The 24,501-nt window shown below is 70.6% G+C and carries 25 protein-coding genes and 1 pseudogene; 13 read left to right on the top strand and 13 right to left on the bottom strand.

Going from position 1 to position 24,501, the window contains the following annotated elements:
• From C472_RS03465 to C472_RS03475, 3 genes and pseudogenes are all read left to right on the top strand, one after another.
• Positions 1-403 (top strand): annotated as a pseudogene (locus tag C472_RS03465) (MATE family efflux transporter); the annotation flags it as partial.
• Between the two features lie 300 nt (positions 404-703).
• Complete coding sequence (locus tag C472_RS03470) at positions 704-997, top strand: hypothetical protein (RefSeq protein ID WP_049906270.1); 294 nt, start codon at positions 704-706, stop codon at positions 995-997.
• A 144-nt stretch (positions 998-1,141) separates the two neighbouring features.
• Positions 1,142-1,567, top strand: a complete 426-nt coding sequence (locus C472_RS03475) for a universal stress protein (protein ID WP_006628403.1) — start codon at positions 1,142-1,144, stop codon at positions 1,565-1,567.
• A 77-nt stretch (positions 1,568-1,644) separates the two neighbouring features.
• Here C472_RS03475 and arcS read toward each other — a convergent pair whose 3' ends face one another.
• Positions 1,645-3,435: an archaeosine synthase subunit alpha gene (arcS, locus tag C472_RS03480; protein WP_006628404.1), complete on the bottom strand. Its 1,791-nt coding sequence runs from the start codon at positions 3,433-3,435 to the stop codon at positions 1,645-1,647.
• Positions 3,436-3,559: 124 nt separating this feature from the next.
• Here arcS and C472_RS03485 point away from each other — a divergent pair, with 124 nt between their 5' ends.
• Positions 3,560-4,057: a pyridoxamine 5'-phosphate oxidase family protein gene (locus tag C472_RS03485; RefSeq protein WP_006628405.1), complete on the top strand. Its 498-nt coding sequence runs from the start codon at positions 3,560-3,562 to the stop codon at positions 4,055-4,057.
• Between the two features lie 112 nt (positions 4,058-4,169).
• On the top strand, positions 4,170-5,450 hold the full coding sequence (locus C472_RS03490; RefSeq protein ID WP_006628406.1) for an amidohydrolase: 1,281 nt from the start codon (positions 4,170-4,172) through the stop codon (positions 5,448-5,450).
• Positions 5,451-6,014: 564 nt separating this feature from the next.
• On the opposite strand, the gene C472_RS03495 is transcribed toward C472_RS03490, so the two are convergent.
• The 3 genes from C472_RS03495 to C472_RS03505 form a co-directional block, all read right to left on the bottom strand.
• Positions 6,015-6,344 (bottom strand): hypothetical protein, encoded by a 330-nt coding sequence (locus C472_RS03495; protein WP_006628407.1) that lies wholly within the window; start codon positions 6,342-6,344, stop codon positions 6,015-6,017.
• 148 nt (positions 6,345-6,492) lie between these two features.
• Positions 6,493-6,957: a Rieske (2Fe-2S) protein gene (locus tag C472_RS03500; RefSeq protein WP_006628408.1), complete on the bottom strand. Its 465-nt coding sequence runs from the start codon at positions 6,955-6,957 to the stop codon at positions 6,493-6,495.
• 27 nt (positions 6,958-6,984) lie between these two features.
• The gene (locus tag C472_RS03505; protein WP_006628409.1) at positions 6,985-8,355 is read right to left on the bottom strand and encodes a geranylgeranyl reductase family protein; all 1,371 of its coding nucleotides are present in this window, start codon (positions 8,353-8,355) and stop codon (positions 6,985-6,987) included.
• Positions 8,356-8,513: 158 nt separating this feature from the next.
• Here C472_RS03505 and fer point away from each other — a divergent pair, with 158 nt between their 5' ends.
• Positions 8,514-9,314: a ferredoxin Fer gene (gene fer, locus C472_RS17970; RefSeq protein ID WP_006628410.1), complete on the top strand. Its 801-nt coding sequence runs from the start codon at positions 8,514-8,516 to the stop codon at positions 9,312-9,314.
• A gap of 140 nt (positions 9,315-9,454) precedes the next feature.
• Here the strand turns inward: fer and C472_RS03515 are convergent, their stop codons facing one another.
• The 5 genes from C472_RS03515 to C472_RS03535 all read right to left on the bottom strand — a co-directional run bounded on the left by C472_RS03515 (position 9,455) and on the right by C472_RS03535 (position 16,443).
• On the bottom strand, positions 9,455-10,507 hold the full coding sequence (locus C472_RS03515) for an ABC transporter permease (RefSeq protein WP_049906272.1): 1,053 nt from the start codon (positions 10,505-10,507) through the stop codon (positions 9,455-9,457).
• On the bottom strand, positions 10,500-11,798 hold the full coding sequence (locus tag C472_RS03520) for an ABC transporter permease (protein WP_006628412.1): 1,299 nt from the start codon (positions 11,796-11,798) through the stop codon (positions 10,500-10,502). Before C472_RS03520 ends, C472_RS03515 begins: the two co-directional genes overlap by 8 nt.
• Positions 11,795-13,411 (bottom strand): ABC transporter ATP-binding protein, encoded by a 1,617-nt coding sequence (locus tag C472_RS03525; RefSeq protein ID WP_006628413.1) that lies wholly within the window; start codon positions 13,409-13,411, stop codon positions 11,795-11,797. Before C472_RS03525 ends, C472_RS03520 begins: the two co-directional genes overlap by 4 nt.
• Positions 13,412-13,603: 192 nt before the next feature.
• The gene (locus C472_RS03530; protein WP_006628414.1) at positions 13,604-14,746 is read right to left on the bottom strand and encodes a BMP family lipoprotein; all 1,143 of its coding nucleotides are present in this window, start codon (positions 14,744-14,746) and stop codon (positions 13,604-13,606) included.
• Between the two features lie 179 nt (positions 14,747-14,925).
• The gene (locus C472_RS03535; RefSeq protein WP_006628415.1) at positions 14,926-16,443 is read right to left on the bottom strand and encodes a phosphoglucomutase/phosphomannomutase alpha/beta/alpha domain I; all 1,518 of its coding nucleotides are present in this window, start codon (positions 16,441-16,443) and stop codon (positions 14,926-14,928) included.
• 163 nt (positions 16,444-16,606) lie between these two features.
• Here C472_RS03535 and C472_RS03540 point away from each other — a divergent pair, with 163 nt between their 5' ends.
• Positions 16,607-16,885 (top strand): acylphosphatase, encoded by a 279-nt coding sequence (locus C472_RS03540; RefSeq protein ID WP_006628416.1) that lies wholly within the window; start codon positions 16,607-16,609, stop codon positions 16,883-16,885.
• 43 nt (positions 16,886-16,928) lie between these two features.
• Here C472_RS03540 and C472_RS03545 read toward each other — a convergent pair whose 3' ends face one another.
• Complete coding sequence (locus C472_RS03545) at positions 16,929-17,414, bottom strand: hypothetical protein (RefSeq protein ID WP_006628417.1); 486 nt, start codon at positions 17,412-17,414, stop codon at positions 16,929-16,931.
• Between the two features lie 127 nt (positions 17,415-17,541).
• Between C472_RS03545 and C472_RS03550 the strand changes: the two genes are divergently transcribed.
• Positions 17,542-18,441 (top strand): hypothetical protein, encoded by a 900-nt coding sequence (locus C472_RS03550; protein ID WP_006628418.1) that lies wholly within the window; start codon positions 17,542-17,544, stop codon positions 18,439-18,441.
• Between the two features lie 120 nt (positions 18,442-18,561).
• A complete protein-coding gene (locus C472_RS03555; protein WP_006628419.1) occupies positions 18,562-18,774 on the top strand; it encodes a hypothetical protein in 213 nt (70 codons plus the stop codon).
• A 2-nt stretch (positions 18,775-18,776) separates the two neighbouring features.
• Here the strand turns inward: C472_RS03555 and C472_RS03560 are convergent, their stop codons facing one another.
• Positions 18,777-19,235, bottom strand: coding sequence for a winged helix-turn-helix transcriptional regulator (locus C472_RS03560; protein WP_006628420.1), 459 nt, complete (start codon positions 19,233-19,235; stop codon positions 18,777-18,779).
• A gap of 69 nt (positions 19,236-19,304) precedes the next feature.
• Between C472_RS03560 and C472_RS03565 the strand changes: the two genes are divergently transcribed.
• Together C472_RS03565 and C472_RS03570 are read left to right on the top strand one after the other, a co-directional pair.
• Complete coding sequence (locus tag C472_RS03565; RefSeq protein ID WP_006628421.1) at positions 19,305-19,754, top strand: DoxX family protein; 450 nt, start codon at positions 19,305-19,307, stop codon at positions 19,752-19,754.
• A gap of 66 nt (positions 19,755-19,820) precedes the next feature.
• Positions 19,821-20,303, top strand: coding sequence for a VOC family protein (locus C472_RS03570; RefSeq protein WP_006628422.1), 483 nt, complete (start codon positions 19,821-19,823; stop codon positions 20,301-20,303).
• A 28-nt stretch (positions 20,304-20,331) separates the two neighbouring features.
• Here the strand turns inward: C472_RS03570 and C472_RS03575 are convergent, their stop codons facing one another.
• Together C472_RS03575 and C472_RS03580 are read right to left on the bottom strand one after the other, a co-directional pair.
• Positions 20,332-20,793 carry an SRPBCC family protein gene (locus C472_RS03575; RefSeq protein WP_193788339.1) on the bottom strand — a complete coding sequence of 154 codons (462 nt, stop codon included), beginning with the start codon at positions 20,791-20,793 and terminating at the stop codon, positions 20,332-20,334.
• Between the two features lie 378 nt (positions 20,794-21,171).
• On the bottom strand, positions 21,172-22,032 hold the full coding sequence (locus C472_RS03580) for a hypothetical protein (protein WP_006628424.1): 861 nt from the start codon (positions 22,030-22,032) through the stop codon (positions 21,172-21,174).
• A gap of 116 nt (positions 22,033-22,148) precedes the next feature.
• On the opposite strand from C472_RS03580, the gene C472_RS03585 reads away from it, so the two are divergent.
• Both C472_RS03585 and C472_RS03590 read left to right on the top strand, forming a co-directional pair.
• Positions 22,149-23,186 carry an ABC transporter ATP-binding protein gene (locus C472_RS03585; RefSeq protein ID WP_006628425.1) on the top strand — a complete coding sequence of 346 codons (1,038 nt, stop codon included), beginning with the start codon at positions 22,149-22,151 and terminating at the stop codon, positions 23,184-23,186.
• Positions 23,183-24,501, top strand: a 1,319-nt coding sequence (locus C472_RS03590) for an ABC transporter permease subunit (RefSeq protein WP_006628426.1), incomplete at its 3' end; no start/stop codon positions are given. The genes C472_RS03585 and C472_RS03590, both read left to right, overlap by 4 nt.

Below are 24,501 nucleotides of genomic sequence, written 5' to 3' on the forward strand. Positions count from 1 at the left end.
GATATTTCAGGGCGTCTCCGGCGGCGCGGCCGGCCCGCTCGACGCCGCCGGCGACACGAAGATACCCTTCGCGAGCCAGTTCCTCGGCATGTTCTGCGTGTCGATCCCGCTCGCGTACGTCGGCGCGCACGACGCGACGCCGGCGATAACGGTTCCCGACGTCCTCTCGATCCCCGCGGTGGAGGTCCCGCTGGTCGGGGTGACCGTCGGGGGCGCTGAAGTCCCGTTCGTCGGGTTCACGATCCCGGAGGTCGCGCTCCCCGCGATCGGCCTGTGGGGACTCTACATGGCGTTCATGGCCGAGACGACGATCCCCGCCGCGATCAACTACCTCCGGTTCCGCTCTGGCAAGTGGAAGAAGATCAGCGAGGCGTATCGCCCCGAGGCGACCGCGGACGACTGAGGCGTGGGACGGCGGACGACTGAGGCGTGGGACGGCGGACGACTGAGGCGTGGGACGGCGGACGACTGAGGCGTGGGACGGCGGACGACCGAAGCCGGAGACCGAATCGACCGACCCTTCGACGCGCCGATCGAGCGCTCGGCGGATCGAACGTAGGTGCTTCATCACAGAGTGAGTAGTGTACTTAGTATGGAATCCTGTGTGCCAAACGTCCTCTGAGGTAGTTCTCTCCCGGTCTATGGCAGAGAGTATTGAGAAAATAGGCCAATATTTATCGGGCAGGGACGCGTATGTATCGACGTGAAAGAGTGTAAGAAGGGCCGTCGGCTCGGGTCAGCGGTAGTGCTCTTACAGGGAGTCGTGACGGCGCTGTTCCCGCGAGCGAGCGTCCGGCTCACGAAGAGGATGATAGGGAAGAACTTCGACAACGCCGACGAGCTCGAGGCGACGCCGGCCTACGTCCGGCAGCTTCGTGCGATCGGCGTGGGAATGATCGCGGCCGGCGGGACCGGGCTGCTGCTCGAGGACGCGACGGAGTCGAAGGCGGAAGTCGTCGAAGCGGCCGACGAAGCGACGACCGACGGCGAGGACTGAGCCGGCCCCGGAAGCGAGGTGCGGCGAACCGCCGCCCGTCGGCCTCCGTCAGGTACCGCGGGCGTCGACTCGCTGCGTTCCGCGTGCGCGGGGGCGGCGAGACGGCCCCGTACGCTTTTGGTCGGTCCGAGAGAGGGTTCGCCCGTGAACGACGAGCTATTCGAACGGATCCTGATACCGATCGCGGGCCCCGACGACGCCGAGGCCACCGCGCGGGCGGTCCGGCCCCACCTCGACCCGGACACGACGCTCATCGTGACACACGTGACGGCTGGCAAGAGCGCCGAAACGACGATCAAGACGGGTCGGGACCAGTTCGCGGGGGCGACCTACGAAACGTTCTACGACATCCTCTACCGAGACGACCTCACGTTCGAGTGGGTGACGCTCGAAGCGCCGGAGGTCGCGGCCGGTCTGGTCGACGCGATCGACATGACCGAGGCGACGCTCGTCGCTTTCACCCCCCGGGACATCGACGCGTGGAAGCGAGCGATCACGGGCGACCCGGGGAGTCGCCTCATCCGAGAGGCCGAGGTCCCGGTTATGGTCTTCCCGGACCGACGGGCCTGACGGACGCCGACGGACGTTACCTCCCGCCGGTGTTTACCACTGAAACCCGCCACTGATATCCGACCGGCGCCCTCCGCTCACCGCTCGTCGACGTGGCGGACCTGGACGGCGACGCCGCGCGTCGACCCCGCCATCTCCGGGCCGGACATCTCGGCGCGGCCGACCGCGAACGCCGTCGGTCCCTCGATCACGACCTCGTCGCCGACGCGGATCCCGTCGTCGGCGTCGACGACGCCCGGCGCGAGGACGGAGCCGTGCGGGACGAAGGCGTCGATCTCGACCCGTTTCGTCGGCGCGTCGCTCTCGACCCAGCGGCGCGCGCCGGCGAGGGTGAAAGACAGGGTGCCGTACTGCGGCACCATCGTCGCCAGCTGCTCGCCCGGCTCGCCCTCGCGGCCGGCGTCCGGGTCGTCGCCCCAGACCTGGAGCTTCGGGTAGCGCCCCGTCGTTCGAATCTCGTCGCCGAACAGGTCGTCGTCCGCGCCGTCGCCGAGCAGGTAGTCGGCGAGCGCCCGGACCGTGTTGTGCTCGCGCTCCCGCTTGCTGTAGGCCGGCTCGCCCTGTAAGGCGGCGTTCAGCTCCCCGAGCGACTCGTCGGTCGTCGGGTGGTCGACGCAGGTGTACTCGAAGGGGACGTCGATCTCGGGGTCGGCCTCGACGCGCTCGCAGATCTCGCGGTAGCCGTCCTCGGGGACGTGCGCGACGACGCGGGAGTAGTCGTTGCGCTCCAAGTAGCGGCGCAGCACCTCCGCGACGAACTCGATCTCGTCCTCGCTCCAGTCGCCGGTGACCACGGAGTCGTAGTGTTGGGCGGGGTAGGTCGTCTCCAGTTCCTGCGGGACCACGCCGATCGGCGAGGTCATCGAGACGGTGTGGCCGCGCCACTTGATCGCGTCGTGGAACTGGCGGTGGCTCTGTGAGTCGCTGTACGGCTTCGTCGCCGAGCAGGGGACCAAGACGAGGGGCTGGTCGGTGAATCGATTTCGGTAGCGGCTCGTGACGCGGTCGGCGAACCGCCGGATCTCGACGCGGTCGAGCGTCTCCGCCGACGCCGCGGTCACCTCGGCGTCGCGCATGAGCGGCGTGCGCTCCGCCAGATAGGCCCACTGGTCGTCGAACTCGCGGAAGGCAGCCGTGAGCCACCCCTCGTGGCGGGCCTGCCCCTCGACGTAGTCGCGCAGGCGACCGCTCCGGATCCGCTCGCGGACCCGCCGGAGTTCGGCGCGGAGCGCGTTCACGTTGTGCTCGGCGCAGTCGGCGCGGGTGAACTCGCTGCGGGGCTTCGCGCAGGCCGGGCAGGCGCAGGGGAGCTCGTCGAGGTCCTCGAGGAAGTGCTCCGCGTCGGCGGTGAGGTACATCCCCTGCGTCCCCTTCGTCCGGGCGAGCGTCGCGTCCACGAGGTCGACGCCCGCGTACGCGAGGACGGCGACGTTCCGCGGCGTCGCGACGCCGGAGAGGCCGAGCGCGGCGTCGGGCGGCAGCGCGGCCTTCGCCCGGACGATCGCGTCGCGGAACGCCTCGCCGTGCCCGACGAACCCCTGCGCGTCCGAGAGGAGGTACGCGTCCGCGCCGAGGTCGCGGGCCCCGCGGCTGTCGACGACCGCCGCGGTCGGGAACGCCGCGTCCGGGTGGTCGACCGCGAACGACTCGCGCACGTCGTCGCGCGTGCCGGCCGGGAACGACCGGTGCGGGAGCACCGTCAACGCGCTCTCGTCGCCGTCGGGCACCTCGCGGTCGCCGGCCCAGAGGCTCCCGGCGTCGTCGAGGAACGGGTCCGCGAGCGCCGGCGTGGTCACCGGGTCGGCGAGGCGGACCTCGCCGAGGCGGGCCGCGCCGTCGCGCTCGTGGACCTCGAAGTGATCGGTCATACCACCACTCGCGCGGGGACGGTCAATTCTCTTGTGTTCCGCGGTCGGTCGGGGTCCGTCGCGCGGGGCGTCGCGCCGACCGCTCCGCCGCAACTGTTAGGCGCTCCGCGACCGACGGATCGGTATGGACCCGACCGGCCCGTGGGACCGCGAGCGCGTCGACGAGTTCCTCGCAGACGCCCGCGTCCCGGTCCGGCTCGGCTGTCGCACGCCGACCGATCACCCGTGGATCGTCTCGCTGTGGTTCGCGTGGGACCCGGACGGAGGGGGCCGCGCCGGCGGCGGGGGCGACTCCGCTGGCCCGACCGGCGCGATCCGCTGTGCGACGAGCGCGAGCGCCGATCTCGTCGAGTTCGTCGAACACGACGCCGAGGTCTCCTTCGACGTGTCGACGAACGACCCGCCGTACAAGGGCGTCCGCGGCCGCGGCCGCGCGACCGTCGTCCCCGACGAGGACAAGCGGCTCCTGCGGTCGCTCCTGACGCGGTACCTCGGCGGGACCGACAACGCGACGGCCGATCGGCTGCTGCGCCCGGAGCGCGAGGAGGTCGAGATCCGGATCGAACCCGAGCGGCTCCACACCTGGGACTACTCGGAGCGCATGGGGTCGCCGGAGGAGTGAGCCGGCCGCGGTCGGCCGCTCCGGTTCGCCGCTCCCCGCCGGCCGCGGTTCGTCGCTTCCCCTCGTTCTCCGACAGGCGATCGTTTAAGCGGTCGCCGGGCCACCCACGGGTATGAGCGTTCTCGACAACGACGAGTACCGCGAGTTCCGACGCGACCTCCACCGCCACCCCGAGCCGGCGTGGCGGGAGTTCTACACCACCGCCCGCATCGTCGAGGCCCTGCGCGAGCGCGACCTCACCGCGCTCCACGTCGGTCCCGACGCGCTGGCGACCGAGGAGCGCCTGAACGTCCCGGACGACGACGAGCTGGCCGAGTGGGAGACACAGGCCCGCGAGGCGGGCGCGGACCCAGAGATCCTCGATCAGCTCGCCGGCGGCTACACCGGCTGCGTCGCGGTCGTCGAGCGCGGCGAGGGGCCCGTGGTCGGCCTGCGCGTCGACATCGACGCCCTCCCGATCACGGAGTCGGAAGAGGGCGACCACGTCCCGGCCGGAGAGGGGTTCCGCTCCGAACACGAGGGGTTCATGCACGCCTGCGGCCACGACGCCCACGCGACGATGGGGCTCGGCGCGCTCGACGCCGTTCTCGACTCCGACTTCGCCGGCACGCTGAAGGTGTTCTTCCAGCCGGGCGAGGAGCAGGTCGCCGGCGGCAAGCCGATGGCCGAGTCCGGCCACCTCGACGACGTGGACTACCTCTACGCGGTCCACGTCGGCCTCGATCACCCCTCCGGCGAGGTCGTCTGCGGGGTCGAGGGGTTCCTCGCGGTGCGCCACCTGCTCGCGGAGTTCGAGGGCGAACCCGCCCACGCCGGCGCGCGCCCCGAGCAGGGCCGGAACGCGGTTCAGGCGATGGCAGCGGCGGTCCAGAACCTCTACGCCATCCCGCGCCACGCCGACGGCCCGACGCGGGTGAACGCCGGCCTCGTCGGGGGCGGCACGGCGACGAACATCATCCCCGAGGAGTCGCACATCGAGGGCGAACTGCGGGGCCAGACGACCGAACTCGCCGAGTACATGTCCGACCACGCCGACCGCATCCTGAACTCGGCGGCGGAGATGCACGACTGCGAGGTCGAGGTGTCGACGCTCGGCGAGGCCCCCAGCGCGACGAGCGACGACGCGCTCGCCGGGCTCGTCCGGGAGTCCGCGGGCGACGTCGCGGGCGTCACGAGCATCGTCGACAGCGACGACCTCGGCGGCTCCGAGGACGCGACGTACCTGATGAACCGCGTCCAAGAGCGGGGCGGCCTCGCCTGCTACCTCGGCGTCGGCACCGACCACCCCGGCGGCCACCACACCAGCGACTTCGACGTCGTTGAGGACGACATCTCGATCGGCATCGACGTGATCGCCGGCGCGATCCGGCGCGTGGCCGAGACGCGGCCGTAGCGGGACCGAGCGGCGATATCGCCATTTAGACTGACTTGGTCGGCGGCGAAGGATATCTTATAAATAAACGAGGTGGTGGCGCGTGCCTGCGAGCGGCGCGAAGCGCCGCGAGCCAGCACGCGCGAGGGAGTCAGTCGCCGGAGCGAAGCGACGGCGACTGACGAGGCTGGGGAGGTGTGAGGTGCGGGACGGAGTGGGGTGGGACTCGAAGGGGCAGTCGCGGGGCGGGCGCAGGCGACGTAAGCACCGCAACGAAGGAGCGAACGCAGTGAGCGACCGAGTGAGGAGCGCAGCGAGCGTGCGCCCGCCCCGCGACTGGGGCTTCGGCGGTGTTCGTGTCGATCGGTGGTTTATAAGTACAAACACCACACGGCCGAGCGGCTGGGGCTTCGGTAGCGGTCGCCGTCAGCCCCGATTCGGGTCTACAGCCACGTTCAAGTCCTATTCTTCAGACAGTTTTGTCTGGACACTTGGGTGGTCGCGAACGCGAACTGACTGCCGTTTCATTCACATCCGGCTGCGAAGTTTGTCGACGGCGCGCTCTCCCGTTCACATACTACTCCCTCACGACACCGGTGCTTCGGAGGGGTACACGACAAGGCCATAAACTAGGGAGAAAACCACCTGTCCGAGCGGGATTCCACCCAGTAGCAGCACACCGACGACAACAGCATACTTCTTGCCATCGGATAGTTCCATCTCGGAGTTCGTCAAACTGCGCATTACGAGGTATGGATACACGAGCTTCACAACGATGAGATACACCGCCGAGAAACGGTAGATTCCGTTTTGGAAGTACTGCGGGTCCTGAGCGACCGGCGTAAGCGCCAACAGTATGATCGGTAATAGAATTGCTGTAATCGGGAAAAATAGCCGCAGGTCGTACCGATTCATCTCATCTAGTCTTTAAACGATTATTTAATAAATACTTGGGAAAATCGGACGTGACGCGGATCGTGCGTCCGGTCGTGACCGGCCGCCGTCCGATCTCACGAACTCTCGCGACCAGTAGACATCGGCTGCCGAGTGGGACTCGGCTGACTCAGAACGTCAGGTGCGAACTCGACGACGGCCCGTCGTCGTCGCCGTCGTCGTCGGGTAACCCCTCGTAGAGGTAGGTGAGGTCGTCGTCGGTGAGGAACACCGCGCCGTCGCGGACGGCCACGTCGATCTCCCGCAGCGTCGTCCCCGCGGCCTCCCCGTTGTCACAGGAGCCGTCGCAGGCGTCGAACGCCGAGCCGTGCTTCGGGCAGACGACGGACCCGCCGCGCGTGACCGCGCCGACCCCCTCGCGGTGGAGGCGCTGGTCCTCGTGGGTACAGCGGTTGATCCACGCGCGGACGGCCCGGTCCGGATTATCCGATTCCGCCGCGCCCGCTCCGCCCCCCGGCTCGTCCGCGCAGGGCACGAGGAACACCTCGCGGTCTTCGTCGCCCTCGCGGGCCGTGAACGCCCACGAGCCCGTCTCGCGCACGGTCTCGACGGTCGTGAGTCGGTAGTCGGTCATCGGGTGCGTCGGCGTCCGGTCACCGTCTCAGTACTTCGCGTCCGCGCCGGTCGTCTCGTACACGCGGTCCATGATCGCGTCGCGCTCGCGGGTCCAGTTCGCCATCGCGGCGGGGCTGGTCGGGTACTCGTCGTAGTGGCCGATCAGCTCGTCCGCCAGCGACTTCGTCTGGTAGAAGTTCCGGATCGTCCCCCAGTAGCCGAAGCTCTTGATCGCGGCCTTCACCTTCAGCCCGAAGGACATCGAGGTCGACCCCTCGTAGAGCGCCTCCGCGAGCTTCTCGCCCGGCAGCGACGCGAGCAGGCCCATCAGGTCGTCGACGTCGACCGCGGTCGAGAGGACGTTGTACACGTCGAGCCCGGCGTAGCGGCCGCCGAAGTGGTCCATCACGCGGGTGTTGTACCGCCAGAGGTTCTCCTCGCTCACGTCGCCGTCGGAGATGGCCTTCACCGCCTGCTCGCCGGCGTACTTGCCCGCGTACGCCGCGCCGGCGATGCCGCCGCCGGTCGTCGGGTTCACGTGGCCCGCGGCGTCGCCGACCGCCATGTACCCCGGCGCGACCGCCGAGTCGTAGGGGCGTCGCGTCGGCAGCGCGCCTCCGAGCTTGTCCCTGACCTCCGCGCCCTCGAACTCGGGGCGGTCCCGGAGGTCCTGTTTCAGCGACTCGATCAGCTGCATCGGCTCCTCGGTCATCTGGAAGCCGAGTCCGGCGTTGATCTCCGTCGCCGTCCGGGGGAAGTACCAGAGGTAGCCCGCGGCGCGGTCCGTCGCCTTGAACACCAATGCGTCGTCCCACTCGACCGGCTCCGGCACGTCGACGATCTCGCGGTACGCGGAACAGAACTGCGAGTAGCGGACGTTCGTGTCGAAGGTGGTCCCCTCGAAGTCGGCCTTGTCCTGAAGCAGCGAGAGGGACCCCGCGCCGTCGATGACGAGGTCGGCCGCGTACGTCCGGGGGTCGCCCTTCCGCACCGCGCGCAGCCCCGTGACCCGGCCCGTCTCGTCTTGTACCACGTCGTTGATGACGGTGTCGTAGTGGAAGTCGACGCCCGCGTCCTCCGCGCCGGCGATGATCTGGCGGCCGTACTCCCAGCGGTCGATGACGGCGAGCTCGCCGGGGACGGGGATATCCAGAATCGTGTCCTCCTGCGGGATCTCGAAGCGACCGTGATCGACGCCGGTGTTCGTGAACGCCGGCTCCAGCCGGTCTTTCGGGATCGCCTCGGGGAACGCGTCCGCGCCCTTCAACGCGTCGCCGCAGGCGATGTGGCCGGCCTCCTCCTCGTCCTTTCGCTCGACGATGACGACGTCGAGCCCCTCGTTCGCGATCGTCGCGGCGGCGTAACAGCCGGCCGTGCCGGCCCCGGCCACGACGACGTCGTACTCGTCGATATCCATTACCGGAGCGTGTCGTGCGCCGGGCAAAACTCTTTGCTCCCGTTTCGGTCGGGTCCGAGAGGTCGGATTTTACGGCGCGCCGCGGTCCGACGGATCCGACGCCGGAGCCTGACTGTTCAGGCTCGGCGTTTAACGGCGTGGAGCGGCATTTCACGGACATGGGACGACTGGACGAGGTCGACGCGGACCGGATCCGGGCGTGGCTGCCGGAGGTCCGGTCGGGGGAGGCGACCGCGGCGCTCATGATCGCCGTCGCGTACGACCGCGGCATCGGCGCGGCGGAGCTCGCATCGTGGTACGACCGAACCGAGGAGTGGGTCGAGGAGACGATCGACGCCCTCGACTCGCCGCGGTTCGTCTCGACGGTCGCCCGGCTGGAGGGGGTCGACGTCGAGGCGGTCGCCGCGGAGTCGAACCTCGCGCCCGCCACGGTCCGGGACTGGTTCGACGACCTCGCCGACCGACCGGTCGCCGACGCGGCCGACGTGGTGCGACGCTACGCCGAGGGGACCGTCGAGCCGGTGCGGACCGGGACGCCCTCGACCGTCTACCATCTCGACCGCGACGCCGCGGAGGAGCGCGGCTGGTCGGTGACGGACGACGACCTCTTCGCGAAGGCGGCCGACGCGGACCTCGAACTACCCGAGTACGGCCGCTTCCTCGTCGAGCCGGGCGAGTCGATCCTCGAAGCCGCCGAGCGGGGCGGCCGGTCGTGGCCGTACGCCTGCCGCGGCGGTGCCTGTTCGAACTGCGCCGTGGTCGTCGTCGAAGGCGACGTGGCGATGCCCGGTCAGTCGATCCTCTCAGACGAGCAGATCCGCGAGTCGAACGCCCGCCTCTCCTGCGTCGGCGTCCCGATCACCGACGAGGTCGAGATCGTCACGGGCGTCGGCGACACCGACGCGTTCGCCGACCTGCGCCTCCCGTCGCCGACCGACGGCTCCGGCGCGTCAGACTGACCGAGGGCNGACACCGACGCGTTCGCCGACCTGCGCCTCCCGTCGCCGACCGACGGCTCCGGCGCGTCAGACTGACCGAGGGCGACGGCGACGCCCGCGGACGCCGTCGTCCGTGTCGAGGCCGCCTCTTTTCGCTCCACTCACTCCTCGGTCTCGTAGTGTTCGCCCGCCGCCTCGGGGATCTGGGTCCGGCCGACCAGCGTGAGCACGACGATCACCATCACGTACGGGATGGTCTGGACCAGCGTGTCCGGGACCGCGTACCCGAGCTGTTGGAGCCGGATCTGCATCGCGTCGAGGCCGGCGAACAGCGCGCCCGCGCCGAGCGTGCCGAGCGGGTTGTAGTTGCCGAACAGGTACGCGACGATGGCGATGAACCCCTTGCCCTGAACCATCGTCTCGCCGGCACCGACGAACTGGCCGATCGACAGCGCCAGCGCCGAGCCGCCGATCCCGGAGAGGAAGCCCGAGAGCAGCACGCCCGCGTACCGCACCTTCGAGACGGAGACGCCGACCGTGTCGAGCGCCTTCGGGTTCTCGCCGGCCGCCCGGAGGTGTTTCCCGAAGGCGGTCCGGTTCAGCAGCCACCACGATCCGGCGGTCGCGAGGATCACCAGTGTCGCGGAGGTCCCCCAGCCGATTGTCGCGTCGGACCCGAGGTTCGGCGTGTTGACCCCGCCGAAGAACACCGTCGACATGAACGGCGCGAGCCCCAGGGCGATGAGCCAGACGGCCAGCCCGGCGATGATCTGGTCCGCCTTGAACTCGATACAGACGACCGCGAACACCGCCGACAGGAGCGTCGACGCGGCGATGCCGGCGAGGAACCCGACCGCGACCGCCGGAACGCCGAGGACCGCGCTGCCGATCCCGACGACCGACGCGGCGTACACGGAGACGAACGCCGAGATGATCAGCAGTCCCTCCAGCCCGATGTTGATAACCCCCGACTTCTCGGCGAAGATGCCGCCGAGCCCGGCGAGGACGATGGGGGCCGCGAGCCGCGCCGTCGACGTGGCGGTGCTCGTCGAGAAGACGATTCTCGCGAGGTCGCCGGCGACCGAGTCGGGGAACAGGAGCCCGAGCAGCCCGAGCAGCCCGAACACGCTAACGGTGCCGACGACGAGCGACCGCACGTAGTCGGACTCGAACAGCCCCTGCATGAACCGCGTCGACGACAGCGGGTTACGCATCGGCCTCACCTCCCTCGCCGCCGGCGGTCTCGTCCGGCTCCGCGGGCCTCGCGACGCCGCCACCGCCGAGGCCGGCGTACCGGCCGATCATCCGGAAGAACTCCGGCATCGCGACGAAGAGGATGATGAGCCCGCGCAGCACGGCGACGAGCTGGGTCGGCACGTCCGTGCGGAAGCCGATCTCCAGGGCCCCGCCCTTCAGCACGCCGAAGAGGAACGCGGCCGGCAGCACGCCGATCGGGTTGTTGCCGGCGAGGATCGAGACGGTGATGCCGTCGAAGCCGAGGTCCGGGATCGAGGCCAGCCACCGGCCCTCGGACATCAGCACCCACACCGCGCCGCCGACGCCGCCGAGCGCGCCCGACAGCGTCATCGCCCGGACGGTCGTGAGCTTCGCGTTCACGCCGCCGTACTCGGCCGCCGCGGCCTGAACGCCGCTCGTCCGGAGGTCGTAGCCGAGCGAGGTGTGTTCGACGAAGTAGTAGAGCGCGCCGATGAACCCGACCCCGATGAGCAGCGCGACCAGCGCGAAGTCGCTGGAGGTGGGGAACAGCCACGGACGGAGCTGTGCGTACTCCGGGACGTACTCGGTGGCGACCACGGAGGAGCCCTCGGCGCGGAACACCTCCAACACGAGTACGTACGCGACGTTGGCGGCGACGAAGTTGAGCATGATCGTCGTGATCACCTCGTTGGCGTCGGCGTACGCCTTGAGCGCGCCGGGGATCGCGCCCCACAGCCCGCCGGCGACCGCGCCGGCCGCGGTGCCGACGACGACCAACACGACCCCGGCGACGGGGCCCGCGGGGAGCAGCGGCGCGAGCGCGAGGATCGAGAGCGCGGTCGCCAGCCCGCCGACGACGAGCTGTCCCTGCGTCCCGATGTTGAACAGCCCGGCGCGGAAGGCGACGGCGACGGACAGCCCGGTGAAGATAAGCAGCGTCGTCTCGGAAAGGGTCAGGCCGAACGAGAGGTTGAGCGGGGTCCAGCCGGCGTTGAACAGCCCGGGCTCGCCGACGGCGAACGGGTAGCCGAGCGCCCCGTTAAAGAGCACGACGTACACCTCGACGGGGTCGTAACAGAACCCGATCCCGGTGAGCGGCATGGTCCAGGCCGCGGTCGAACACTCGGCGATCCGACCGGAGACGAGCACGATTCCGAAGCCGACGGCGATCGAGAGGAGTATCGCGGCGACGCTGATGACGAGCCGCTCCGCGACGGTCCGGTCGACGAACGGTCCAACCAGCCGGGCGAGGACGGACGTCGTCCGGTCCGCGTCCGGGTCGCTCACGCGTCCACCCCCTCCTCACCGGCGGTCGCTCCGTCGGGGTCGTCGCCCGGCCCGCCGGTCGCGGCGTCGTGGAGCGCGGCCCCCTCGACCGAGTCGTCGTCGAGCGACTCGCCGGCCATCAGCAGGCCGATCTCCTCCTCGGTCACGGTCGCGGGGTCGACGACGCCGGTGAACTCGCCCTCGTGCATCACCGCGAGTCGGTCCGAGAGGCCCTGGACCTCGTCGAGCTTCGAGGAGACCAGGAGGACGGCCTTCCCCTGTGACCGCAGTTCGAGCAGCCGGTCGTGGAGGAACTCCGTGGAGCCGATGTCGACGCCGCGGGTCGGGTGCGTGGCGACGACCAGCTCCGGGTCGCGCTCGAACTCGCGGCCGACGATGAACTTCTGCTGGTTGCCGCCCGACAGCGACTCGGCCTCGGCGTCCGCGTCCGGCGGGCGGACGTCGTACTGCTCGATGACGGACTCGGCGTGGTCGCGCGCGGCCCCCCAGTCGAGCCGGCCGGAGCGCGCGAACGGCGCGTCGTGTTGGCTCCCGAGGATGCCGTTCTCGGTGAGGTCGTACGACATCACCAGCCCGCGCTCCTGTCGGTCCTCCGGGATGAACGCCATCCCGCGGTCGATCCGATCCCGGCGGCTCTCTCCGACCATCGACTCGCCGCGGTAGCGGATCTCCCCGGCAGTCGCCTCGCGCAGCCCCGTGACCGCGTCGACGAGCTGCGACTGCCCGTTGCCGTCGACGCCCGCGACGCCCAGCACCTCGCCGGCGCGGAGTTCGAACGAGAGGTCCGAGACCGCCTCGACGCCCCGGTCGTCGTCGACGCTGAGACCGGTCACTTCGAGCACGCGGTCCCCCGGCTCCTGCGGGGTCGTCGCGGGCTCCATCAGCACCTCCCGGCCGACCATCATCTCCGCGAGCTCCTCGCGGGTCACGTCCGCGGACGCGACCGTGCCGACGTTGACGCCGTCGCGGAGGACGGTGATGTCGTCGGCCGCCGACAGCGCCTCGCCGAGCTTGTGGGAGATGAAGATGATCGTCTTCCCCTGGTCGGTCAGCTCCTCGAAGACGCCGTACAGCTCCTCGACCTCCTGCGGGGTCAACACCGCGGTCGGCTCGTCCATGATCAGCACGTCGGCCCCGCGGTACAGCGCCTTCAGGATCTCGACGCGCTGCTGTTCGCCCACCGAGATGTCGGCGACCGTCGCGTCGGGGTCGACGTCGAAGCCGTACCGCTCGCTCAGTTCGACGACGGCCTCGCGGGCCGCCTCCCGGTCGACGCGGAGGCCGCCCCACGTGGTCGGCTCGTTGCCGAGGACGACGTTCTCCCACACCGTCATCGGGTCGACGAGCATGAAGTGCTGGTGGATCATGCCGACGCCCGCATTGATCGCGTCCCGCGGCGAGTCGAACGAGCGCGGCTCGCCGTCGAGGCGGACGGTCCCCTCGGTCGGCCGGTAGAGACCGTACAACACGTTCATCAGCGTGGTCTTGCCGGCCCCGTTCTCGCCGAGCAGGGCGTGGACGCTCCCGCGCTCCACCGCGAGATCAACGTCGTCGTTCGCGACGACCCCGGGGAATCGCTTCGTGATACCGTCCAAGTGGACCGCCGGGTTCATTCACCCGTAACTCCGCACCGGAGCCTAAAAACGCGCGGATTTCGGACCGAGGTGGCGGTTCTGTCGGCCGTCTGACCGACACGTCGGGGGTCGAAGCCGGGCGCTACCGGCGATGCCTCCGAAAAGTCGCGGTCGAAGAACGGACGCCGAGTCGGTGAAAAGTCGGAGCCGGCGCTCGACGCCGACGCGTCCTCAGTTGCTCGTGGTGTCCGGCACGTCGATGTTGCCGGCGATGATCTCGTCGCGGGCGTCCGAGACCGCGGTCGCGATCTCGTCCGGGACCTGGTCGCCGATCTCCTGTCCGTAGACGCACTCCACGCCGTTGGACTCCAGCCCGAGCGCCGTCGTCGAGCCGCCCTGGTGGTCGCCGTCGACGACGTTCGAGATCGACTCGTACACCGCGGTGTCGACGCGTTTCACCATCGAGGCTAAAATCACGTCGGCGAACGAGTCCTCGGTGACCGACTGGTCCTGGTCGACGCCGAAGGCGAACCGACCCTCGGACTGGGCGGCCTGGAAGACGCCGACGCCCGTCGCGCCCGCGGCGTGGTAGACGATGTCGGCCCCGCTCTGGTACATCGACAGCGCCTGCTCCTGCCCGGCCGTGGGGTCGCTGTAGCTGCCGACGTAGCTCGTGGAGACGTCGACATCGTCGCTGGCGTAGTTGACGCCGGCCTCGAAGCCCGCCTGGAACCGGCGGATGACCGGGCTGTCGACGCCGCCGATGAACCCGACGTTCGTCGAGTCGGGGGCGGTCGAGCCCGCGCCCGCGGAGAAGTCGGTCTCGGTCAGCCGCGCGGCGAGGACGCCCATCAGGAACGAGCCCTCCTCCTCGCGGAACAGGTAGTTCGCCACGTTCGACGCGTCGACCGTGGTGTCGACGATCATGAAGTCCTGATCGGGGAACTGCGACGCGGTCTCGGTGAGCGCGTCGCCCTGGTTGAACCCGATACAGGAGACGAGGTCGTAGTCCGGGTCCGTCGAACTCGCGTACCGCTGCTGGTACTGGCCGAACTCGCCGGTGCCGTCCGGCTCCGACTCGGCGTACTCGATGCCGAACTCCTCCTCGGCGTCGACGATGCCCTGCTTGGCGGCGTCGTTGAACGAGTTGTCGCCCAGTCCGCCGTCGGAGTAGACGATGCCGACCCTCGCCGGGGGAGAGTCGGAGCCGTCCCCTCCGTCGGAGCCGTCCTCACCGTCTGAACCGTCACCGCCGTCCTCCCCGTCGGAGCCGTCACCGCCGTCGCTCGGGCCGCCGCTACAGCCGGCGAGGCCGATCAGGCCCGCTGCGCTTGCCGCCTTGACGAACCGCCGCCGATCGAAGTCGGATGCCATCTCGTTCGTACACCCGTCGGAACAGGGGATAAATTCACCGTTCCCCACCCACCGAGGTGACACGTTCGTGAAAAGAAGCGGCGGTATTACGCCGAGATCGCGGGTATTTCGAGCCGTTCGATCCACGAACCCGGATTCCCCACGGTCATAAATGGCTGATCGGCGCTCAGACCGCGGGCTTACGCCGACGCGACTGCGTCCTCGACCACGTCCTCCACGTCGGCGACGAGCGCGTCGACGTCGTCGCTCTCGGCGTACACCCGGACGTACGGCTCCGTCCCGGACGGACGCACCAGCGTCCACGAGGCGTCGTCGAACTCCAGCCGGACGCCGTGGTCGGTGTCGACCGCTGCGTCGGGGAACGCCGCCGGCAGCGCCGTCTCCAACCGGTCCATCACCGACCCCTTCGCGTCGTCGGGACAGGAGACGCTCACCTTGCGGTACGGGCGCTCGGTGACCGGCTCGCGGAGCGCGGCGAGCCCCTCGCCGGCGACGAGGCGGGCGATCACGGCCGCGGAGGCCACGCCGTCGATCCACCCGCCGAAGCCGACGTGGATGTGCTTCCACGGCTCGGCCGCGAAGACGACGCGGGTGTCGTCGCCGCCCGCGCCGTCGGGGTCCGCCGCCGCCTCCCGCACCGCCGCGATCCCCTCGTGGAGCGCGCCGAGACGGACGCGCTCGACGCGGCCGCCGGCGTCGCGGACGCGCTCGTCGATCCGACCGGAGGCGTTCGGCGTCGTCACGACGACCGGGTCCGCGGCGTCGCTCTCGCGGGTGTACCGCTCCGCGAGCACCGCCAGCACCGTGTCCTCGTGGACGACCTCGCCGTCGGCGTCGACGATCACGATCCGGTCGGCGTCGCCGTCGTGGCCGATCCCGAACGCGAACCCCTCGGCGTCGCCAGCGCTGTCGCCCCCGGCGTCCTCGCCGGCGCTCCCGCCTCCCGCCTCGGTCGGGCGGCCCGGCTCCGCGACGCCCTCGTTGGCGTCGGCGACGAACGCGCGCAGGTCCGCGAGCGTCTCCGGCGTCGGCTTGCTCCCGCGCCCGGGGAAGTGGCCGTCGACGTTGCCGTTGAGCGTGACCACGTCCGCGCCGAGCTCCCGGAGGACGGTCGGCGTCGCGGGCGCGCTCATTCCGTTGCCGCAGTCGACCGCGACCCGGAGGCCGTCGAGGGGCGCGCCGAACCGCTCGGCGTACTCGCGCACCCCGGCGAGGTAGCCGTCGAGCGGGTCGGTCCGGCTCGCCTCGGTCCACTCGTCCCACGGCGCGACCGACGCCTCGTCCGCGACGCGCGACTCGACGGCCAGCTCCAGCTCCCGGTCGAACTCGGTGCCGTCGCGGAACAGCTTGATCCCGTTGTCGGTCGGCGGGTTGTGCGAGGCGGTGAGCATCACGCCGTACCGCCCCCGCGAGGCGTGCGCGAGCGCCGGCGTCGGGAGCCGACCGGCCCGGCGGACGGCGACTCCACCGGCAGCCAGTCCGGCCTCCATCGCGGCCGCGAGCGCCGATCCGGTCACCCGCCCGTCGCGGGCGAGGACGACGGTCGGTTCGGGGGCCGACTCGGGGGTCGACCCGCCGTCGGCTCCCTCTCGCGATCGGATCTCGGCACCCACTGCCCGCCCGACGGCGAGCGCGAGCGCCGGCGTGACGCGGTCCTCGACGCCGCCGCGGATCCCGGCGGTTCCGAACAGGTCCATGTCGACCACCTCGGTGCCCGGGAGTTAGTAGGCGTCGGTTACGGACGGGGTAGGCCGGTCGCGGACGGGGTAGGCCGGTCGCGGACGGGGTAGGCCGGTCGCGGACGGGGCGAGCCGGTCGCGGACGGGGCGTTTAAGCGGCGGGCGGTCCCACAGTCGGGCGATGACCGACCGCGTTCGCGCACACGTGTTCGTCTCGGGTCGAGTCCAAGGGGTCTACTACCGGGCCTCGACCCGCGACGCGGCCCGCGAGACGGGCGTCGACGGCTGGGTCCGCAACCTCGACGACGGGCGCGTCGAGGCCGTCTTCGAGGGGCCAGAGGGCGACGTTCGCGACATGGTCGGGTGGTGCGAGACCGGGAGCGAGGCCGCCGCGGTCGACGACGTCGACGCCGAGTACGGCGGGCCGGAGGGCGAGGACGGCTTCGAGGTCAGGTGGTGACCGCGGGGAACGACGAGCGGCGACGCGGGTCGCCGCGAGCGGATCAGTCGTCGTCCGCGGCGGACGGACTCGCGGCGTCCGCGCCGCCGGGTCGCTCCCGCACGCCGAGTTCCTCCAGCGCCCGCAACACGACGATCGCCTCGACCACGTCGCGCTCCTCGGTGTAGTCGTCGTCGACCGCGTCGAGCGTCGCCTCGGCCTCGCGTTCGAGCCGCGATTCCAGCTCCGTCTGGTCCGTCTCCGCCTTCGTCGCCGACAGCAGCGCCTCGTGGTCCTCGCGGAGGTCGAGGGAGACGTGGGCGGCGTTACACCGCGAGAGCGGATGCGCGTCCATCTCGATCGCGAGGTCGCTCACGAGGTCCCAGTCGTCGGCGCAGAAGCGCAGGGTGACGGTCCCGACCACGTCGCGCCACGAGATCGGCCCCCCGTTCTCCATGAGGGTGAGCGCCCGCGGCGGCACCGCGATCCGGGTGTGGGTGTCGTCGCGCCCGCAGAGGCAACACGGGGTGTTCTTCAGTCCGGCGTACACGGCCGATGTACGGGCCGGAAACGGGAGTGCGTTTCGGCGGCGACGGGCAGTCTGACCGCGTCGAACACGACGGCGACCGGTCGCCCCCACAGAAAGCACTTACGCGGTCGGAGAGTCGCGTCACGCGATGGACCGCCCGTCACCGGCACTCGTCGCGGCCCTCTGTCTGCTCGTCGTCGGAGCGGGACTCGTCGCCGTCGCCGCCGGCGACCTGACGGACTACTCGGGCCCGCTGACGTACTCCGTGGAGGAAACGGACGGCGAAGTCAGCCGCTACGCGGCCCTCTCCGGGCCGGGGCAGGACCTCGTCGACGCCGGTACCGATCGCGACGGGGTCGCCGTCACCGGCGTCGACCGCGACGAGGCCGTCGCCGTCGACGAACTCCCCCCGGCGTTCGAATCGGGGGCGTGGAACTTCGTGAGGAGGGACGGAGAACTCGTGTGCCTGCTGCCGAGCGAGGACGCCGACACCGGGGAGTTCAGGGTCGCGTTCGCGGACGGCGAGGGGTTCGCCTTCGAGTACGAGGCGCTCCCCGACCGCGGACGGATACTCTTCACGGCGGCGACGGAGCGCCCTGACGGGCGTGTCTCGTACGCCGGACCGATTCCCGAGGGGTTCGAGGTCTCCTCGTTCTACGGCCCCGAATTAGCCGAGGCCCCCGCGGAAGGCGGGCTGTACTACGTGTTCGCGAACGGTCGGGCGTACGAGTTCGAAGTCCACGGACAGGGTCCGTGGGGCGGGCTCCCCAGCGTCGTCGGTGACTGCTACCTGATCGCCCTCGGTCTCGCCCTCGTCGGCGGCGGGGCGTACGGCTACGCGACCGCGTCGGTTCGCGCCCCGGCCGCCGCCGCGGTCGGCGCGAGCGTGTACCTCGTCCCCCCGCTCGTGGAGGCGGCGGGGCTGATCCGGTGGTCGATACGGCTCGACGGACACCACTACGCGGTGCCGTCCGTGATCGCTCTCGCCGTGGGCGGGGCGACGTACGCGCTCTTGAGCCGGCTCGCGTCGCCGCAGACTAACGCCTGAGGGCGACGCGGCGGCCGCGCGACGCGCCGTCGGCCTCGGCCGGACCGGTTTCGTCGATCGGCGGGGGCACAAAACGTATGATCCGGGCGGCTCAATTCGAGACGTACGACCCCTCCAGACATGGTTCCGATCCCCTCCGCCGTCTCTCCGCGATTCCGATCCGTCGAGGCGCTGGTGGCCGTCTACCTCGTCGCCGCGTTCGGTCTCACGGGCGTGCTCGTGAGCGTCTGGCTGCCGATCGAGTGGGCGGTCCCGGCGCTCGCGGTCGTCTCCGGGGCGCTTCTCGTTCCGTTCTGGCCGGCGTTCAGACGAGCGCTTCCGGACGGGGAGTGAGCCTACGCGTTACACTCGGCGAGCCACTCGTGGGCCCAGTCGTCGATCTCCTCGAAGACCGGCGCGAGCGACTCCCCCTTGTCGGTCAGGCTGTAGTACGTCGCCACGGGCGAGTCCTCCTCCAGCCGGCGGTCGACGAAGCCGGTCTCCTGAAGGTCGTCGAGCACGCGCGAGAGGGTCCGGGCGTTCGCGTCGGTCTCGCGTTTCAGCTCGTTGAACCGCGCCTCGCCGCTCAGCAGTTCGTGGAGGACGACGAGCCGCCACTTCGAGCCGATCTGCTCGATCGAGTCGACGACCGGACAGGGGGTCTCCGGCGCGCTCGCGGCGTCCGTCTCGGTTGCCGCGGCCGCCTCCGTCGCCGCCGAGTCGCTCGCGTCCGACTCCGCTCCACTCGCGGCCGCTTCCGCCTCTCCTGCCGCCGTTTCCGCCGACTCCGTGCCGGCGAGTTCCTGCGATGACATCGGTGTTACCTACTAACGCTATTGTCCGGGAAGCGATAAATAGGTTACGTCCGTATAGCAGGTTACACGATGTTAGCTGAATTCGCGACGCTACCGCTCCAGTTCGACACCCCCCTCGCGGGCGAACTCTTCCTGCTCGGCCGGATCCTGTTCGGCGTCACGCTCGCGTTCATGGGGCTCAACCACTTCATGGACCTCGAAACGATGGCCGGCTACGCCGAGTTCAAGGGGCTTCCCGCGCCGCAGTTCTCGGTGATCGCCTCCGGTGCCGTCCTCGTCCTCGGCGGACTGGGCGTCGCGGCCGGCGCGTTCCCCGTGGTCGCGGCCGGTGCGCTCGCCTTCTTCCTCATCGTCTCCGCCGTGACGATGCACGACTTCTGGTCGGTGGACGACCCCGAGGAGAAGCAGAACGAGATGACGAGCTTCCTGAAGAACGTCTACGGCGCGGGCGCGGCGCTCGCGCTGCTCGCCGTCGGCGGCACCGCGTGGCCGTACGCCGTCGGCATCGGTCTGTTCTGAGGCCGGACGCACGGAGACCGCCCGACCGCCGGAACGGCTAACCGTCTCGGCGGCGAGGCCGGGGACATGAGCGACGCGCCCCCGACGACCGGACTCCACCACGTCACGAACATCTGTACGGACATCGAGGAGACCCGGTCGTTCTACGAGGACGTCCTCGGCTGGCACACGGTCAAGCGCACGCAGAACTACGACGACCCCGGCACGCCGCACTACTACTTCTCGTCGACGCCCGGGGGCGAACCGGGGACCACCGTCACCTACTTCGAGTACCCTGACTCGCAGGGAACGCCCGGCCCGGGCGCGAGCCACCACTTCGCGTTCGGCGTCGAGGACGAGGCGACGCTCCGCGAGTGGCGCGACCACCTGCGCGAACACGACGTCCGCGTCTCCGAGGTGAAGGATCGCACCTACTTCAAGAGCGTCTACTTCACCGATCCGGACGGCCTCGTCTTCGAGTTGGCGACGCAGGGGCCTGGGTTCGCCCGCGACGAGGACGAACCCGGAAGCGAGGCGATCGACCCGTTCGAGCGCGGGTACGAGAACTGACCGAACGAGTGCCGGTCGCCTCGGTATCTCATCCGTCGGCCCCGACGAGCGCGGCGAACCGGTCGAGCGCGCGCCGGCAGACGGGGACGTACGCGGCCGCGACGAGCGGCACCGCGACGACGACCCGACAGCGGTCCGAGCGCCCCGGATAGCGGTCGACGCGGTGCCCGGTCGCGGGGACGCCCGCGACGCGCCAGTCCCAGCGGAGCCGCGTCGCGGCCGTCACCCGAAACGGGGTCCAGACGCCCGCGACTCGGACTCGCCCGGTCGTTCCGGTCTCGACGAACCGGTCCGCGCTCTCGACGGCGTCAACCGACGGACTCCACTCGGGCCACCGCCGCGAGTCCCGGAGCGTCTTCGCGGTCGGCTCGGGCGCTGCGGCGACCTCGCGGCCGACCGCGAGCGTCGTCCCCTCCCTGACCACCGTCGATCGATCCGCCGGACCGGCGGTTCCGAACACGACCCGCGGTTCGGCCGCGTCGCGCTTCACCGTCGCGGTCCCCCGGTCGTTTCCGAACGCTCGTCCGGTTCGTCCGGCTCGATACGGCGGCAATTCGCCGTTCGTCCACCGGTCGAGCCGCGTCCGCAGCATGATGTATTAATTCCTTATATGGTATGAGGTCTCATTATCTCTTTCCACGAAGGGTTAATACGGTGGTCCGGGGTACCGGAAGTCAATATGGCAAGCGATCGCGACACCATGAAAGACGTCTCGCACACAGCACCGAACGACACCTCCGCGGACGCCGTCTGGGAACGAGGACGAGGATCGGTCGAGGAAGAGGAAGAAGAGTAACGCGCCGCGAACGCGGACTTCTCCCCGCCGAGACTCGCATCGTGAGCGACCGCGCTCTCCGCGGCGATTCGGCTACTCGTCTCTCCGGTCCTCGCTCGCGGCGGCCTCGCGCTCCCGACGCCGCCGGGCGTCTGGGTCCCGGCCGAGCATCTCCACCAGCGACGCGCCGGCCTTCGCGCGGTCCGACCCCTTCGTGATCTGGACGCCCTCGAAGGCGGCGTCCGGGTGCGTCGTCTCCGGCCCGAGGTGGTCCATGTGCGCCGACATCCAGGTGAATCCGCCGGCGAAGGCGGTCAACACCGCGAACGAGAGCAGCGACTCGACGGCCGTCAGCCCGGCGGCCCCCACCGCGACCCCCGCGACGACGTAGACGAACGAGACGAACACTAACAGCACCGTCACCGTCGCGAGCAGGTCGTTGACCGCGATGACGCGGGCGTTGTAGTCGATCCACTCCGCGTAGCTGCGGAGCAACCGCTCGTCGAAGCCCACCGGTGGCTCGGCTCCGTCGTCGCTCGGCTCCGCGACCCGGCGCTCCGCGGCGACCACGGCGTCGACGTCCGCGATGCTCAGCCCGCCGCGCAGGTCGGAGGCGGTGTACGTGACGGCCGCCAGCCCGGTCGAGACGAGGAGGAGCGCCCCGCCGGCGAGCGTGAAGAGGTTGAGGAACCCGCCGAGTTCGAACTCCGTCTGGACGACGATGGAGCCGCCGGTGACGACGATGCCGATGAGCACGAGGTTCGCCTTCAGGATCTCGATGGCCTTCGTGTCGATCTCGCGGAGCCGCTCGACCTGATACGAGAACGTCGTCCGTAACTCCTCACGGGCGGTCGCGGCGACGGCGGGGTCGACCGACCGCCCCGCCTCGTCGCGCCCCCGACCGAGGGCGGTCTCGGTCCCGCCGCCGTCGGCCCGTTCCGAGCGCTCGGTCATGGTGCCGGTGTTCTCGCAGCGCCGCCGTAAGGGTACCGGCGGGCCGCGCCGCCTCCGTTCTCGCGGCTGATACCCGCGGGCGTGGGTTTAACCCGGCCCCCGGCGGAGCCGGACGCATGATCGAGGTGTCGGGGCTTCGGAAGACCTACGGCGACTTCGCGGCCGTGGTCGACAGCGACTTCGCCGTCGAGGACGGGGAGGTGTTCGGGATCGTGGGCCCGAACGGCGCGGGGAAGACGACGACGCTGAAGGTGCTCGCCGGCCTCGTCGAGCCGACCGACGGCGAGGTGACCGTCGCCGGGTTCGACGCGTCGGACCCCGAGATGCGCCGCCACCTCGGGTTCCTGCCGGAGGAGTCGCCGCTGTACGAGGAGATGACCGCGCGGTCGTACCTCCGCTTCTTCGCGGACCTCTACGACGTGCCGCGAGACGCCGCCGACGAGCGGATCGAGGCGGCGCTCGACCGGCTCGAACTCGACCACCGCGAGCGCCGCCTCGGCGACGTCTCGAAGGGGATGAAACGGAAGGTCGCCATCGCGCGCTCGCTCGTCAACGACCCCGACGTGCTGGTGTACGACGAGCCGGCCTCGGGGCTGGACCCGGTGACGACGAACTCCGTGCTGGCGTTCACCCGCGAACTGCGCGAGACGGGCAAGACGGTCGTCTTCTCGGCGCACAACCTCTACCACGTCGAGTCCGTCTGCGACCGCGTCGTCGTCATGAACGAGGGCCGGATCGTCGCCCGCGGGAGCGTCGACGGGATCCGCGAGCGGCACGGCGAGACGACCTACCGCGTGTTCACGGACGTCGCCCCCGCGCGCACCGACCGCCTCGCCGAACTGGACGCGACGACCGAGGAGGTCGGCGACCGCTTCCGGACGGCGGTCCCGAGCATGGACGCGGTCGCCGCCGTCCGCGAGGCGGTCGCCGAGGCCGGGGGCGAGGTCGTCGACATCCGGAGCCGCGAGCCGAGCCTCGAGGACGTGTTCCTCGACATCGTCGGGCGGCCGATGCCCGGGCGGTACACCGGCGACCTCGGCGGCGAGTCCGACGGAGCCGACGAGTCCGACGATTCCGACGGATCGGTCGAGGGCGACGCAGACGGGAGCGGCGACGCCGAGACGGAACGGGCGGCGACGGAGGCGACCGAGTGATCGACCGGCTGCGCCGCGTCGCCCGGCGGCTCGTGGTCGCCGTCCGCCGCGTCCTCCGGGTCGCGAAGTGGGAGTCCGCCCGCGCGTCCGGGGGCGTCGACCGCCGGACGCTCGCGGCGGGAATCGCCCTGCTCCTCGTCGCCGGGGGCGTCGTCGGCGTCGGCGTGGCGACGGGCGTCGCCGGCCTCGACGTCGACCGCGACGTCTACCGGGTCGGCGTCGACGCCGAGTCGCCGTACGCGGACGCGGTCGAGGCGGAGTCCTCGCTCCGGCCCGTCTCGGCCGGCACGGCGTCGCTCGGCGACTCCGCCGACGCGGTCGTGACGACGGTGGTACGGCCTGGAACGGTCGACGACGGCTCGATCGACTCCGGGGACGTCGAGGCGGTCGTCGTCCGCGCGAGCGACACGCAGAAGGGGCGGGCGGCGGCCGCCACGGTCCGCGAGGCGGTCGAGGCGCACAACGAGCGCCTGATGCGGGCCGAGCCGAACCGGACGGCCGCGTTCCCGGTCACCGTCACGCTGCGGTACGTCGGCCGCGCCACCGGGTTCGACGACGGCGCGACGCTCGGGGAGAGCGACGGCGACGGTGGGAGCACGTCCGGAGACGGCGCTGGAGGCGGTGGAGACGGCGACGGCAGCGACGGCGGAGGGAACGACGGCGGCGGCAGCGACGGGGGAGACGGGACCGGTGACGGAACGAGCGGTGACGGCGGCGGCGGGGTTGGATCCGTCGGCGGTGACCCAGAGTCGGACGGCGACGGCGGGTTCGCGGTCCCGTCGATCGGCGGCGGTGCCTTCGGCGCGGATACGATCGGGTCGCCGGGATCGATCACGCCGCCGTTCCCGTTCACCTCGCTGCTCTTGGCGTTCGCCTTCCTCGTGCCGATGAACTTCCTGATCCAGGCGTACGGCTCGTCGATCCTCGACGAGCGGACGAACCGGCGCGGGGAGCCGCTCTTGGTCACCCCGCTGTCGCCGGCCGAAATCGTCGCCGGGAAGACGCTGCCGTACGCCGCGGCGGCCGCGGTCGTCACGACGCTCATCGCGCTCGCGGTGGGCGGCGGACCGCTCTCCGTGTTCGCCGTGGCACCGGTCGCGGCGGCGTTCCTCGGGGCGACGTTCGTCGGCGCGATGTTCGCGCGGTCGTTCAAGGAGCTGACCTTCGTCACGGTGGGCGTGAGCGTCCTGCTGACGACGTACGCGTTCGTGCCGGCCATCTTCACGAACGTGACGCCCGTCGCGCTCGTCTCGCCGCTGACGCTCGTCGTCTTCGATCTTCAAGGGGAGGCTGCTGTCTCTTATACACATCTCTG

Source organism: Halorubrum tebenquichense DSM 14210 (assembly GCF_000337415.1).
Classification (GTDB): Archaea; Halobacteriota; Halobacteria; order Halobacteriales; family Haloferacaceae; genus Halorubrum; species Halorubrum tebenquichense.